Consider the following 14,229-nt stretch of genomic DNA (forward strand, 5'->3'; position numbering starts at 1 on the left):
CAGGACTTACCGCGATGCTGACTTGGTTTCGAGCTGGGTCGCGACGCTGACCTCGGTCCAGGCCTGCGGCGCGACCTTGTCGCCCGCGGCGAACTTCTGGAAGCCGTCGACCACGACCTTGTCGCCGGCACGCAGCCCGTCGGTGATCAGCACCAGGCCGTCCTGCACCGGGCCGGTGCGGATCGGGCGCGTGATCGCGCGATGATCGTCGCGAATGACATAGACCTCGGAGCCGCCGGCGGCGTTGCGCTGCACCGCCTGCTGCGGCACCGCGACCGAGTCGCTGTCGATGCCCTGCTCGATGCGGACACGCACATACATGCCGGGCAGCAGCTCACGCTTGGGATTGGCGAACTCGCCGCGCAAGGTCACCTGGCCGGTCGCGGCATCGACCTTGGCGTCGGAGAACAGCAACTTGCCCGGGATCGAATAGGGCGTGCCGTCGTCGAGCACGAGCCGGACCTTGATCGCGTCCGGCGCGATCTGATCGAGATCGCCGGACTCGAAGGCGCGGCGGAGCCGGTTGAGCTCGCTCACCGACTGGGTGAAGTCGGCATAGATCGGATCGAGCTGCTGGATGGTGACCAGCGACGTCTCGTTCTGGACCGCGATGGCGCCCTCGCTGACCTGGGCGGCGCCGACGATACCATCGATCGGCGCGCGGACGGTCGCGTAGTCCAGATTGAGCTGGGCACGGGCGAGATCGGCCTTACGGGCCTCGATGTCGGCCGCGGCCTCGCGCTCCCCAGAGATCGCCTTCTCGTTCTCGACGGCCGGCGCCGCGCGCTCCTTGAACAGCTGCGCGATGCGGTTCGCCTGCTGCACGGCGCGCTCATGCACCGCTTCGGCCTTGGCCAGAGCGGCGCGGCTCGACATGATCTCCACCTCGAACGGCTTCGGATCGATGCGATAGAGCGGATCGCCCGCCTTGACCTCGCTGCCCTGGCGGAACAGCCGCTCGACGATGATGCCGGACACGCGCGGCCGCACGTCGGAGACGCGGGTCGGCGCGATGCGGCCGGGCAGCTCGCGGACGATCGCCCGCGACTTCTGCTCAACCGTGATGATGCCGACGTCGGGAACGACGATCTGGTCGTTGGCGGAGGCCTGAGCTTGGGTTGCTTCGTTACAGCCGGCCAGAAGCGGCACGGCCGCCGCGAGCATCAAGGCACTGCCGACCAGCGGCGCACGGAAACGAGACATTGGGTAGGAAAGCCCCCTCGATGATGATGAAAAGCGGTCGACCGGATGGCCCGGTCATGGCGCCTTTCTGGCACCCGTGTTGCTGGCCAACATAGAAGGCAAGTGGTGCGACGCAACGCGGAACCGGGCGGCCAGATGTCACACGAACCTATAGGACTGAAAGAACAGGCATTTTTCTGATTCACCGGATTGTGAGCGCATTGTGGCGATGAGTTCAGGAGCGTGACCACGGAGTTCGAATTTGGATCTCGCCAGGACCTGTGACGTCCTGCCACACCATTGGACCTTATCGTCGGCGGCATTTGATCCCGCGAGCAACTACAAAGATCCGGCTCTGAAGATCTACAAACTCGCTCAGTCCAGCTCGGTCCTAACAGCCAACGAAGATTCGAATCATCCACCTGCTGGCGGTCGGAGCCAACTCACGAACCCGCCGCATAGGCAGAGACAAAGGGCGACACAGCTCGACTTGGTGCGGTGATCTACTTCGTTCGGGATCGACGATCAGATCCCTCGTTATGCGTACCGGATCGCGGGCTGAATCTTGCCGTCTTGGCCGGGGCTTTCCTGACTATGTGACCCGCTTCGAGGAGAGCAGGAACCGGCTCGGCAGCGGAAAGAACATGCTCGTACGCGCCTGGTAGGCCCGGTAGCGCTCGCCGCGCGAGCGCAGCATGTGCTCCTCGAGCGGCGGAATGCCCGTGACGTGAACCAGGAACCAGTACATCATCAGCGGCGCAAGCAGGCTGGCCAGGCCCCAGGGATGATCCGCTGACAGCGCGATGACGGGATAGGACAGCCAGCACACCCACTCGAAGAAGTAGTTGGGGTGCCGCGACCAGCGCCACAGGCCGACATCACAGACCTTGCCCTTGTTCGCTGGATCACGGCGGAAGGCCTTGAGCTGCGCGTCGGCGACCGCCTCCCCGGCGATGCCCAGGACGAGCACGAGGATACCCAGATAGTCCTGCAGGCGGAGCTCTGGGGCCGGCGCGTGGGCGGCGACGAACACCGCAAACACCAGCGGGATCGCCCCCCAGGCCTGCTGCTGCAGGAACACGAACATCCGCCACGGCGCCGCATCGCCCCATTGCCGGGTCAGCTCGGCGTAGCGGGGGTCGTCGGCGCTGCCGCGGCTGCGCAGCACGATATGTCCGCCCAGGCGCAGCGCCCAGACCGCGACCAGCACGGCGACCAGCCATTGCCGCGTGCCGGGAAGGATGCCGGCCACGGGCCAGATCGCGCCGAAGGCCCCGACCAGGCCGACGGAAAATGTCCAGAACGTGTCGACCCAGCCCGAATTCCCGGTGCGCTGCTGCAGCACCCAGGCCTTGGCCATCAGCAGGGAGAGCGCCACCGCCAGCGCCGCCAGGGCCTCGAGATAATCAACGATCGTCATGACAAAGCCCGGGCATTCCAGCTAAATATGGAGATGGGACTAACTACGCCGCGGATCTCCGCCGGTTTCAGCCCTGGTTCCGTGCAGGGAAGGGAGTGCGCCGATCCCGGCTGTTCTCCCGGCGCTGCTATGCCATAGTGGATTTTCGGGACCGGTTCCCCCGCAACGGATGTCATCGACAATGCCTCAAGGCTCCCCTTCCCGCTCCGCGATGTCAGTCGAACCGACCAAACTGTCCACGCCCCGGATCTTCCTGGTGCGAATGCTAGTCTTCCTGGTGCTGTGCGTCCTGGTCGGCGTCGTGCTGTACAAGCAGATCATCATGGCGTTCTTCGCCAATCCAGGCCTCAACGCTCTGATCGGGGCGGTGCTCCTGATCGGCGTCATCCTGGCCTTCCGGCAGGTCGTGCGGCTGTATCCGGAAGTGTCCTGGGTGAACAATTTCCGCATCGCCGATCCCGGCCTTGCGGTGCCCCGCCACCCCGTGCTGCTGGCGCCGATGGCCGCCATTCTCGGCCGCGAGCGCACCGGGCGGATGTCGATCTCGCAGCAGACGATGCGCCATCTGCTCGATTCGATTGCCACCCGCCTGGACGAGGCCCGCGACATCTCGCGCTACATGACCGGCCTGCTGGTCTTCCTCGGCCTGCTCGGCACCTTCTGGGGTCTGATCGAGACGGTCGGCTCGGTCGGCAAGGTGATCGACGGGCTCAAGGTCGGCGGCGACGCGGGGGCGCTGTTCGACACGCTCAAGGGCGGCCTTGCGGCGCCGCTCAGCGGCATGGGCATCTCGTTCTCGTCGTCGCTGTTCGGCCTTGCCGGTTCGCTGATCCTGGGCTTCCTCGACCTGCAGTCGAGCCAGGCGCAGAACCGCTTCTACACCGACCTCGAGGACTGGCTGGCCGGGACCGTGCGCGAATATGGCGCCGGCGGCGAGGGGGCCGGCGGTGACCTCGCGGTCGCGGTCGAGCGGTTGCGGACGGCCATGGAGGAAGGCTCGGCCCGCGGCGCGACGGCGGCGATGGCCAATTTGGCTGAAGCCATCCAGGGTCTGGTCGGACACATGCGCACCGAGCAGCAGATGATCCGCGAATGGGCCGACGGCCAGGGCGAGCAGAACCGCGAGATCAAGCGGCTGCTGGAACGGCTGGCGCGGCAGACGGAGAAGAGTTGACCGCCGTCGACAGCCCCGAGACGAGTAGGAGACACTGATGGCGCTTGCGCGATCCCGCCGGGGGGACTCCGGCCTGAACTACTGGCCGGGCTTCGTCGACGCGCTGTCGACCCTGGTGCTGTCGATCGTGTTCCTGCTGACCGTGTTCCTGGTGGTGCAGTTCTTCCTGTCGCAGGAGGTCACCGGCAAGGACAAGGCGCTGGAGCAGCTGAACGCCAAGATCGCGCAGCTCAACGAGATGCTGTCGCTGGAGAAGCTCGGCAAGCTGTCTCTGGACGACCAGGTCGCGCAGCTGCGCGCCGGCCTCTCCAATGCCGAGGCGGAGCGTGACCGGATCAAGGGCCTCTACGACGGCCTGGCCAATGTCGGCAGCAATGCGACCGGCCGCGCCAACGAGCTCAACCGGGCGCTCGAGTCCGAGAAGCAGGTCACGGCCCGCGCCCTGGCGCAGATCGAGGTGCTCAACCAGCAGATCAGCGCGCTGCGCCGTCAGCTCGCCGCGCTGGAAGATGCGCTCGACGCCTCGGAGAAGCGCGACAAGGAATCGCAGAGCCGCATCGCCGATCTCGGCTCCCGCCTCAACGTCGCGCTGGCGCAGCGGGTGCAGGAGCTGACGCGCTACCGCTCGGAATTCTTCGGCCGGCTGCGCGCCATCCTCGGCAACCGGCCCGACATCCGCGTCGTCGGCGACCGCTTCGTGTTCCAGTCGGAGGTGTTCTTCGACACCGGACAGGCCACCCTGCTGCCGGAAGGCCAGCAGGAGCTGAACTCGGTGGCGACGGCGCTGGTCGATCTCGACAAGCAGATTCCCGCCGAGATCTCCTGGGTGCTGCGCGTCGACGGCCATACCGACGTCAGGCCGATCAACAGCCCGGTGTTCAAGTCGAACTGGGAGCTGTCGTCGGCGCGCGCGATCTCGGTGGTGCAGTATATGATCTCGCTCGGCGTTCCCGCCCAGCGCCTGGTCGCCGCCGGCTTCGCCGAATTCCAGCCGCTCGACACCGCGAATACCGACGAAGCCTTCCGCCGCAATCGCCGCATCGAATTGAAGCTGACGGAGCGGTGACGTCGACCGTCGCTCTGCGTCCCTATCGCGCCGCTGACGAGGACGCGGCGATCGCGCTGTGGCAGGAGACGTGGCAGCTGGCCTATCCCGCAATCGACTTCGCCGCACGGGTGCCGTGGTGGCGTGAGCGCTGGCGCAGCGAGCTGGTGCCGAAGGCCGAGGTGATCGTGGCAGAGTGTGAAGGCGAGCTCGCGGGTTTCGTCACGATCGATGCATCAGGCTATCTCGACCAGCTGGTGGTGTCGCCGCAGCACTGGGGCTCGCCACTCGCGACGCAATTGGTCGATGCCGCAAAGCAGAGATCGCCTCGCGGCATCACGCTGCTGGTCAACAAGGACAACGCCCGCGCCATCCGCTTCTACAAGCGCAGCGGCTTCGTCGAAGCCGGCGAGGACGTCAACCCGACCTCCGGCCGTCCGGTGCTGCGGATGGCGTGGGTGCCTTAACGCTGACAGCCCACACCGCAGCTACACCCACCGCTGTCGTCCCGGACAACCGAGCGCAGCGAGGGCAGATCCGGGATCCATACGCCGCAGCAGAACTGTTGCGAAGAACGATGTTGCGAGCATTTGCCCACAACAGATTCTACCGGGGTTATGGGCCCCTGCGTTCGCAGGGGCGACACCGAGTGTGTGGCTGTCAGCAACTACACCCCGCGAAACAGCACGCCGATGGTCAGCACCACGAAGGCGATCGCCAGCGCGTCGAAGGCGTGCGCGGTCGACAATAGCGGGATCGAGGCGTGCATGTAGTGGGCGAGCATCGCGACCAAGGCGAGCACGAGCGCGATGGCGAAGATCACGAAAGAAGGGGGCGTGAGGGCAAAACTGCCACGACGATAGGGCATGTCCGTTGCTCCTGTTGGTAGCGGGCACACGCAAGATCGTCGCGTGCCCGCGGTTCCGGCAGGGAACGTACAAGGCTGGAGAAAGGTTGCAGGCTCCGGCTTGAGAATTCGCAGTGTTGCCGGCAACCCACATTGTTGCCCAAACTACACGGTCTCGAATTGCAGCCGCGCCAGCCGTGCATAGAGGCCATTGGCGGCGACCAGCGAGCTGTGCGTACCCTGCTCGACGATCCGGCCGCGATCCATGACCAGGATGCGGTCGCAGGACAGCACCGTCGCGAGGCGATGCGCGATTACCAAGGTGGTGCGGTCCTTCATCAGGCCCTCGAGCGCGGTCTGCACCAGGGTCTCGCTTTCGGCATCGAGCGCCGAGGTCGCCTCGTCCAGCAGGAGCAGCGGCGCATCGCGCAGGATGGCGCGCGCGATCGCGATGCGCTGGCGCTGGCCGCCCGAGAGCGTGACGCCGCGCTCGCCGAGCTGCGCCTCGAAACCTTCCGGCAGCCGGCGGATGAACTCGGTGGCATGGGCGAGATCGGCGGCGCGCTCGACCTCGGCATCGGTCGCCTCGGGCCGGCCGAAGCGAATGTTCTCGCGCGCGCTCGCGGCGAACACGACGGATTCCTGCGGCACCAGCGCCATGCGCTCGCGCACCTTGCGCGGATCGGCGGAGCGCACCGGCACGCCATCGACCGAGATCACGCCGGAGGCCGGATCGTAGAACCGCAGCAATAGATGAAACAGCGTGCTCTTGCCCGCGCCGGACGGGCCGACGATCGCAACCTTCTCGCCGGCACGGATCGCAAACGACACCTCCTCGAGCACGCGGACATCGGGACGGCTCGGATAGGCGAAGCTGACGCGGTCGAAGCCGATGTCGCCGCGCGCTGGCTCCGGCAGCGCCGCGGGCCGCGCCGGTGCGGTGATCTCCGGCTGCACGTGCAGCAGCTCGAACAACCGCTCGGCGGCGCCGGAGGCCGCCGAGACTTCGCCCCAGACCTCGGAGAGCTGGCCGAGCCCGGCCGCCGCGAACGCCGCGTAGAGCACGAACTGGCCGAGCCGGCCGGCGCTGATGTTGCCGGTCAGCACGTCGTGCGATCCGACCCAGAGGATCGCGACCACGCTGGAGAATACGATGAAGATGATGATCGCGGTGAGCACGCCGCGCGCCTTGGTCGAGACCCGCGCCGCCTCATAGGCCTGCTCGACCTCGCCGCCGAAGCGCCCCGCGGCGAGCTTCTCGCTGGTATAGGCCTGCACCGTCCTGATCGCACCGACCAGTTCGGACGCATAGGCCGAGGCATCGGCCAGCGTATCCTGCGCATTGCGCGACAGGCGGCGGACCCAGCGGCCGAATGCGACCAGCGGCAGCACGATCAGCGGAATTGCCAGCAGCACGAACAAGGACAGCTTCGGGCTGGTGAACACCATCATCGCCGTAGCGCCGAGAAACAGCAGCAGATTGCGCAGCGCGATCGACACCGAGGCGCCGGCGGCCGACTTGATCTGCGTCGTGTCGGCGGTGAGCCGCGACACCAGCTCGCCGGAGCGCGCGGAATCGAAGAACGACGGCGACAGCGACATCAGATGCGCGAACACATCGCGGCGGATGTCGGCGACGATACGTTCGCCGATCGTCATCACCAGATAGTAGCGAGCGGCGCTGGCCAGAGCGAGCACGGCGACCACCGCGATCATGACGCTGAAATAGCTGTTGATCAGCTCGATTCCCTTCGGCGTGAAGCCGAAATCGATCATGCGGCGGACCGCGATCGGCACCAGCAGGGTCGTCAGTGCCGCGACCGTCAGCGAGATCAGCGCGAGAACGGCGCGGCCGCGATAGCGCGCGACATAGGGTGCGAGCGCCAGCAGGGGACGCAGCTTGGAGCGGCGGACCGGCGTCGCCGGCTCGGTCAGCGCCTCGACCGCGGCAACGGCATCCTCCACCGCCTCCTGCGCCGAGGGGGCAGCGCTCTGCCGCTCGTCAAGCCGTTCCACTGCACTCATGGGATCACCTTGGGGCCACCTGAGAATTCATCCAATCTGCCGTTCTGATAGGCCTGCGGCACCGGACTTGGCAAATCCGGTAACATACCAAGGTGCCGGCGCGCGCCCTGGCTTGTTTCGCGACCTTGGCTTGTTTTGGGCGGGACCTTGGGCTATAGAGCGCGCCAATTGTCCCCCTTCAGTGACGACAGGATCAGGCGCGGCCGCGCCCCGTCATGCCGTCGCATCACGCCGCAGGAACTGCCATGAAAGCCGACATTCACCCGAATTATCATACGATTACGGTCGTGATGACCGATGGCACCGAGTACCAGACCCGCTCGACCTGGGGCAAAGAGGGCGACAAGCTCAACCTCGACATCGACCCCAAGTCGCACCCGGCCTGGACCGGCGGCACCCAGCAGCTCATGGATCGCGGCGGCCGCGTGTCGCGCTTCCAGAAGAAGTTCCAGGGCTTCCTCAAGAAGGATTGATGCCTTCGAGCCCGTTGGGCGCAGGCCTTCAGGCCCGCCCGGATGGGTCGGTCACAGCAAAACGCCCCCGGAAACGGGGGCGTTTTTGTTTGTGCCGGGGTGGCTCTGCTCGAGCGGCTCGGCGAACCGAGCCGCGGAGCATCGGGCCGCTTACTGCTCGAAAGCGGCCTTCAGCCGGTTGAGATGCGGCACCAGGGGATTGCCGATCGCCATCTGGTCCGGCGGCGGCGAATGGATGGTCTGGTCGAGGCGGCGGACGCGCGTCTGCAGGCTCATCGAACGCGTGATCAGGTCCTGCAGCTGCTGCGGCAGCTTCTCGAGCTGGTCGGTCGGGCCCGGGTCGGCGGCCGTGAGCTTGACCTTGGTCTTCTCCCGGTTGGCCTGGCTGAGGGTCATCTCGCCCTCCTTCACCGCCCGGTGCAGCAGCAGCCAGGACGCCAGCTGCATCAGCCGGGTGGTGAGGCGCATGCTCTCGGTCGCGTAGGTCAGGCTGACGGTGCGGTCGAGCGCCTTGGCCTCGTTGCGGCCCTCGCCGTCGAGATAGGCCGCGGTCTCCTCGACCAGATCCATGCCTTCCCGGAACAGTGCGCCGAAAGCGGCAGAGTTGGTGAGCCGCTCATTGAACTGAACAAGAGCGCCATCGCCCAGCAAACGGTCCGACATGGTGAACGCCTCTTTAACGCGACTGTTACGCAACCCGGCAACCGCGCCGGTATGATGAACAAATCATTGCGCGACGGCTTTTCAGAGTCCAGCAGCAACGCCTTTTATGGTTTCTACGGCGTGGGGCGAACATCAGCCCGCACCGCTCGCAGCAGTAGCAGGGCAACGCAAAAAAAGAGCCGCCGTTTCCGGCGGCTTTGAAGTTGATAACAGGGAGGCGTCAAACAGAGTGGACAGGAGCCACTCGGTGTCCAAACGAGGACGGTTCGGTTGTAATTGCGAAAGCTTAATCAACCGTAAATGGCAGCGATTTTTCAAACTTCGTTAGCCATGTCGGCCACTGGCCGACCGTAGTCCTACGTGAATCCCATGCGCCTGGATGGGCTCATGACTTGAAGATGCTGGCCGCTGCATCGCGGGACGCCCGCTTCTTGGCCACCGCCTGCTCGATCCGCTCGATCTCGGAGTGCAGCAGGGCGATTCGGCTGGTCAGTTCCTCGACCGACAGCATCGAGAGATCCTGCCCGATCTCGTGCGCCTTGGCCTGGCGCGGCCGGTCGTCGTCCTCGTTTGCCATCTCGCCGTCTCCCGGTTGCCAGCGGGGCCCGGGCTGGCTTAAGCACGCCGCAGCACCCGCTCGATCACTCGTTCAAGGATTTCTCATGGAACCGCTGCCCGCGCAAATGACCGTGGTCGCCATCAGCCAGCCGGGCGGACCGGAGGTGCTGAAGCCCGAGATGCGGCCGCTGCCGAAGCCCGGCCCCGGCGAGATCCTGATCAGGGTGAAGGCGGCCGGCGTGAACCGTCCCGACGTCGCGCAGCGCTCCGGCAGCTACCCGCCGCCCCCCGGCGCCAGCGATCTGCCCGGCCTGGAAGTCGCCGGCGAGGTCGTCGCCCTCGGCGAGGGTGCCGTGCGGCACAAGATCGGCGACACCGTGATGTCGCTGGTGGCCGGTGGTGGCTATGCGCAATATTGCATCGCACAGGACGCGCAAGCGATGGCCGTGCCTCCGGCGCTCTCGATCCTGCAGGCCGGTGCCCTGCCCGAGACGCTGATGACCGTCTGGCACAACGTGTTCGAGCGCGGCGGCCTGAAGGCCGGCGAGACCCTGCTGATCCATGGCGGCTCCTCGGGCATCGGCACCATGGCGATCCAGCTCGCCAAGGCGTTCGGCGCCACGGTGCTGGTCACGGTCGGCTCGCAGGACAAGGCGGACGCCTGCGTCAAGCTCGGGGCCGACCGGGCGATCAACTACAAGGCCGAGGACTTCGTCGCCGTGGTCAGGGAGGCGACCGGCGGCAAAGGCGCCAACGTCATCCTCGACATGGTCGGCGGCGACTACATCGAGCGCAATTACGACGCCGCGGCCACCGATGGCCGCATCGTCCAGATCGCCTTCCTGTCCAGCCCCAAGGCGACCGTCAATTTCGTCAAGCTGATGGTGAAGCGGCTCACCCATACCGGTTCGACCCTGCGGCCCCGCAGCAATGCCGACAAGGCGGCGATGGTGGCGGCGATCGAGGCCAAGGTGATGCCGTTGCTGCGCGAGGGCCGCATCAAGCCGTTGATGGACTCGACGTTTCCACTGGTGGATGCAGCGAAAGCCCATGCGCGTATGGAGACCAGCCAGCATATTGGCAAAATTGTGTTGGAAATCTAGCCTCCCTCTAAATAGAGCGTGTTTGGAAACTCTTTGATTTTCCTCGCTTTCGTGCCAATGATCGCGCACATCTGAACCGTGCCTGAAACGGCTCCGAAACCTTTGCGAACGCGCTTTCAAGTTTGTTCTGTTTCGCTGTGGTTGGACGTCGAACGCGGAGAATGACATTGCGTCTGAGCAGGTGCCTGGCGTCGTTGGTGGCGCTGGGCCTGGTGATGTGTGGTGCCGTTGCCCCCGCTCAGGCCGTTGACGCCGTCAGCGTTCGCAGCGACGCGCCTGCCATCGACCTGACCGGCATCCTCGATCATCAGCGCAGCGAGAACGACCGCATCCAGGTCTCCACCGCCCCCGGTACCGACGGCATCGTCCGCCGCATCGAGGTGCGGGCCCGCGAAGGCGGCCAGAACTGGATCGTGTTCGCGCTGGCCAACAACACCGACGATCAGCTCGACCGCCTGATCGTGGCGCCGCACTACCGCGTCGTCGGCTCCGGCGTGATGTGGCCCGATCTCGGCCTGTCGCGCATCGCCACCATTACCCCCTCGATCGGCGACCTGCCGGAGCGGCAGGAGAGCCCGACCGCCGACGTCTTCCGCGTCACGCTCGATCCCGGCTCGGTCGTGACTTTCGTCGCCGAGCTACGCACCGACAAGCTGCCGCAGCTCTATCTGTGGGAGCCCGAGGCATACAAGGACAAGGTCAACTCGTTCACGCTGTACCAGGGCATCGTGATCGGCATCTCAGGGCTGCTTGCGCTGGTGCTGACCATTCTGTTCGTGGTCAAGGGCAGCATCATGTTCCCGGCCGCCGCGGCGCTGGCCTGGGCGGTGCTGGTCTATATCGGCGTCGATTTCGGCTTCTGGGGCAAGGTCCTGGACATGTCGAACAACGCCGAGCGTGTCTGGCGCGCCTCCGGCGAGGCGATCCTGGCGGCGACCCTGCTGGTGTTCCTGTTCGCCTATCTCAACCTGTCGCGCTGGCACGTGCGCTATTCCCACATCACGCTGGGCTGGCTGTTCTTCCTAGGATCGCTGGTCGCGGTGGCGCTGTTCGATCCGGCGGTCGCTTCGGGCATCGCGCGGATGTCGCTGCTCTTGATCGCGGCGCTCGGCTTCGCGCTGATCGTCTATCTCTCCAGCCACGGCTTCGACCGTGCCGTGCTGCTGATCCCGACCTGGTTCCTGCTCACGGTGTGGGTCGCCGCTGCCGGCCTCACGGTGGCCGGCCAGGTGACCAACGACATCGTCGGCCCGGCGCTGCTCGGCGGCCTCGTGCTGATCGTGATGCTGATCGGCTTCACGGTGATGCAGCACGCCTTTGCTGGCGGCGGCGCCACCACCGGCATCGTCTCCGACGTCGAGCGCCGCGCGCTGGCGCTGGCCGGCTCCGGCGATTTGATCTGGGACTGGGACGTCTCCGCCGACAAGGTGTTCACCAGCCCGGAGACCGAGAGCCTGCTCGGCCTCAAGCGCGGCACGCTCGAAGGCCCGGCAGCGAAATGGCTCGAGGTGCTGCATCCACTCGACCAGGACCGCTTCCGCGCCGCGCTCGACAGCGTGCTCGACCAGCGTCGCGGCCGGCTCGTTCAGGACTTCCGGCTGCGCACGCCCGACGGTCATTTCATGTGGTTCGCGCTGAAGGCGCGCCCCGTGGTCGGCTCCGACGGCGAGGTCTCGCGCGTGGTCGGCACGCTCACCGACGTGACCGAGTTCAAGAATGCCGAGGAGCGCCTGCTCCACGACAGCGTGCACGACAATCTGACCGGCCTGCCCAACCGCAAGCTGTTCATCGACCGCCTCGCTGCGGTGGCCAATTTCGCCAAGACGATGCCGACCCTGCGGCCGACTCTGATGGTGATCGATCTCGACCGCTTCAAGCAGGTCAACGATTCCGTCGGCATCGCGGTCGGCGATTCCATCCTGCTCACGCTGGCGCGGCGGCTGTCGCGCATCCTCAAACCGCAGGACACGCTGGCCCGGCTGGCCGGCGATCAGTTCGGCCTGATCCTGCTGTCCGAGCAGGACCCCGCCCGCATCACCGCCTTTGCCGAGACCATCCGCAAGACCATCCGCGCGCCGATCGCCTTCAACGAGCGCGAGATCTTCCTGACCGCCTCGATCGGGCTCGCGCTGTCCGATCCGCAGACGCAGCTGTCGGAGGACATCATCAAGGATGCCGAGCTCGCGATGTATCACTCCAAGCGCATCGGCGGCGACCGCATCGACGTCTACAAGCCGGCGATGCGCGCCCGCAAGAACGACCGCCTCACGTTGGAGAGCGAGCTGCGCCGCTCGATCGAGCGCCAGGAGATCACCATCCTGTACCAGCCGATCGTGCGGCTGGAGGATCGCTCGATCGCCGGCTTCGAGGCTTTGGCGCGCTGGGATCATCCGAAGCTCGGCCGGATGTCGCCGAGCGAGTTCATCACCATTGCCGAGGAGATCGGCCTGATCGTCGATCTCGGCACCTTCGTGCTCGACCAGACCGCCCGCCAGCTCTCGGTGTGGCAGCGTGCCACGCGGCTGCGCGAGCCGATCTTTGCCAGCGTCAACGTCTCCTCGCGCCAGCTGTTGCGGCACGACCTGATCCACGATATCCGCTCGGTGCTGGCGCGCTCGTCGGTGGCGCGCGGCACGCTCAAGATCGAGCTGACGGAATCGCTGGTCATGGAGAATCCGGAGCACGCCGCGCAGATGCTGGCGCGCATCCGCGAGCTCGGCGTCGGCCTGTCGATCGACGATTTCGGCACCGGCCACTCCTCGCTGGCCTATCTGCAGCGCTTCCCGTTCGACACCTTGAAGATCGACCAGTCCTTCGTCCGCACCACCACGCGCGGCACCCGCCCGGTGATCCTCAAGTCGATCATTGCGCTGGCCCACGACCTCGGCATGGACGTGGTCGCGGAAGGCGCAGAGTCGGATTCGGATGCAGTCGAGCTCTATCAGCTCGGTTGCGAATACGCGCAGGGCTACGCCTTCGGCGAGCCGATGGATGCCGACGCCGCGATGCGGCTGCTGACGGAAGAGCGGCTGGAAGCGGCGAGCTGACACGATCCGGACATTTGATCGGATCCGAACCGACCACGGACGCCGCGCGAGCGCTTCCCACAGCTTCCGGATGCATCTTTTCTTTTTGAAATCTTGAGGTAGACTTACCTCAGTACCGTGTTGGCGTGCCGGCTACGTGTTGCCGATGCGCGCACTGATGCAGCAGGAGGCTCGCGACAGTGCCGTCAGCGACAAGTCTAGTCGGTCTCGAATTGCGACAGCGCGGCCAGCGCGCGGCGATAGTTGTCGGCGCCGAGCCGGCGGGCCACGCGCTTCTCGTGCGCCGCGACGGCGACATTCGCCTTCCTGAGGATCACGCGGCCGCGCGGCGTCAGCCCGAGCGCATGCGCCCTGCGGTCCTGCTCGGAGCGCTCGCGCACGATCAGTCCGGCCTTCTGCAGATGATCAAGCAGCCCGACCATGCGCGCGCGCTCGATGCCGAGCGCACCGGCGATGGCGATCTGCGTGGTGCCGGGATTCGCCGCGATCGTTTCCAGGATCGAGTACAGGATCACGTCGAGATCGACGGCCGCGAGCGCGGCGTTGACGTCGCGGAAGATCCAGTGCTGCAGGCGGCGGACGAAATAGCCGAGATGGTTCTCGAGCTCGCCGAGGCCGATCCCGGCCTCCGGCCCGACGGCGGCTCGTTGGGTTCGTGCGCTCTTGGACATGCTGGCTCGCTGACATGAGAC

The 14,229-nt window shown here is 66.1% G+C and carries 13 protein-coding genes; 6 read left to right on the forward strand and 7 right to left on the reverse strand.

Translation table 11 applies throughout. The features are described from left to right. Positions 1–6 precede the first annotated feature (6 nt). Positions 7–1,203, reverse strand: a complete 1,197-nt coding sequence (locus ACQR07_RS31140) for an efflux RND transporter periplasmic adaptor subunit (RefSeq protein ID WP_434905895.1) — start codon at positions 1,201–1,203, stop codon at positions 7–9. Positions 1,204–1,774: 571 nt separating this feature from the next. Then, the gene (locus ACQR07_RS31145; protein WP_434905896.1) at positions 1,775–2,602 is read right to left on the reverse strand and encodes a DUF1295 domain-containing protein; all 828 of its coding nucleotides are present in this window, start codon (positions 2,600–2,602) and stop codon (positions 1,775–1,777) included. A gap of 181 nt (positions 2,603–2,783) precedes the next feature. Between ACQR07_RS31145 and ACQR07_RS31150 the strand changes: the two genes are divergently transcribed. Genes ACQR07_RS31150 through ACQR07_RS31160 form a run of 3 tightly spaced genes read left to right on the forward strand, consistent with a single transcriptional unit; the run spans position 2,784 to position 5,288 of the window. Continuing rightward, positions 2,784–3,776, forward strand: a complete 993-nt coding sequence (locus ACQR07_RS31150) for a flagellar motor protein MotA (protein WP_434905897.1) — start codon at positions 2,784–2,786, stop codon at positions 3,774–3,776. Between the two features lie 37 nt (positions 3,777–3,813). Beyond that, on the forward strand, positions 3,814–4,842 hold the full coding sequence (locus ACQR07_RS31155; RefSeq protein WP_434905898.1) for a peptidoglycan -binding protein: 1,029 nt from the start codon (positions 3,814–3,816) through the stop codon (positions 4,840–4,842). Continuing rightward, positions 4,839–5,288, forward strand: coding sequence for a GNAT family N-acetyltransferase (locus ACQR07_RS31160; RefSeq protein WP_434905899.1), 450 nt, complete (start codon positions 4,839–4,841; stop codon positions 5,286–5,288). The genes ACQR07_RS31155 and ACQR07_RS31160 overlap by 4 nt, the downstream gene beginning before the upstream one ends. A gap of 200 nt (positions 5,289–5,488) precedes the next feature. Here the strand turns inward: ACQR07_RS31160 and ACQR07_RS31165 are convergent, their stop codons facing one another. Together ACQR07_RS31165 and ACQR07_RS31170 are read right to left on the reverse strand one after the other, a co-directional pair. Then, positions 5,489–5,689: a hypothetical protein gene (locus ACQR07_RS31165; RefSeq protein WP_008960499.1), complete on the reverse strand. Its 201-nt coding sequence runs from the start codon at positions 5,687–5,689 to the stop codon at positions 5,489–5,491. 144 nt (positions 5,690–5,833) lie between these two features. Continuing rightward, positions 5,834–7,693: an ABC transporter ATP-binding protein/permease gene (locus ACQR07_RS31170; RefSeq protein WP_434905900.1), complete on the reverse strand. Its 1,860-nt coding sequence runs from the start codon at positions 7,691–7,693 to the stop codon at positions 5,834–5,836. A 245-nt stretch (positions 7,694–7,938) separates the two neighbouring features. Here ACQR07_RS31170 and rpmE point away from each other — a divergent pair, with 245 nt between their 5' ends. Then, positions 7,939–8,166 (forward strand): 50S ribosomal protein L31, encoded by a 228-nt coding sequence (rpmE, locus tag ACQR07_RS31175; protein WP_015664357.1) that lies wholly within the window; start codon positions 7,939–7,941, stop codon positions 8,164–8,166. Positions 8,167–8,316: 150 nt separating this feature from the next. Here the strand turns inward: rpmE and ACQR07_RS31180 are convergent, their stop codons facing one another. Next, on the reverse strand, positions 8,317–8,829 hold the full coding sequence (locus tag ACQR07_RS31180; RefSeq protein ID WP_434905901.1) for a DUF1465 family protein: 513 nt from the start codon (positions 8,827–8,829) through the stop codon (positions 8,317–8,319). A 385-nt stretch (positions 8,830–9,214) separates the two neighbouring features. Further along, positions 9,215–9,406: a DUF1192 domain-containing protein gene (locus ACQR07_RS31185; RefSeq protein WP_434905902.1), complete on the reverse strand. Its 192-nt coding sequence runs from the start codon at positions 9,404–9,406 to the stop codon at positions 9,215–9,217. A gap of 85 nt (positions 9,407–9,491) precedes the next feature. Here ACQR07_RS31185 and ACQR07_RS31190 point away from each other — a divergent pair, with 85 nt between their 5' ends. Both ACQR07_RS31190 and ACQR07_RS31195 read left to right on the forward strand, forming a co-directional pair. Continuing rightward, the gene (locus ACQR07_RS31190; protein WP_434905903.1) at positions 9,492–10,490 is read left to right on the forward strand and encodes an NAD(P)H-quinone oxidoreductase; all 999 of its coding nucleotides are present in this window, start codon (positions 9,492–9,494) and stop codon (positions 10,488–10,490) included. Positions 10,491–10,657: 167 nt separating this feature from the next. Next, the gene (locus ACQR07_RS31195) at positions 10,658–13,537 is read left to right on the forward strand and encodes an EAL domain-containing protein (protein ID WP_434865687.1); all 2,880 of its coding nucleotides are present in this window, start codon (positions 10,658–10,660) and stop codon (positions 13,535–13,537) included. Positions 13,538–13,734: 197 nt separating this feature from the next. Here the strand turns inward: ACQR07_RS31195 and ACQR07_RS31200 are convergent, their stop codons facing one another. After that, on the reverse strand, positions 13,735–14,208 hold the full coding sequence (locus tag ACQR07_RS31200; protein WP_434905904.1) for a MarR family winged helix-turn-helix transcriptional regulator: 474 nt from the start codon (positions 14,206–14,208) through the stop codon (positions 13,735–13,737). Positions 14,209–14,229: the final 21 nt, after the last annotated feature.

It is taken from the genome of Bradyrhizobium sp. HKCCYLS20291 (assembly GCF_051167715.1).
GTDB lineage: Bacteria > Pseudomonadota > Alphaproteobacteria > Rhizobiales > Xanthobacteraceae > Bradyrhizobium.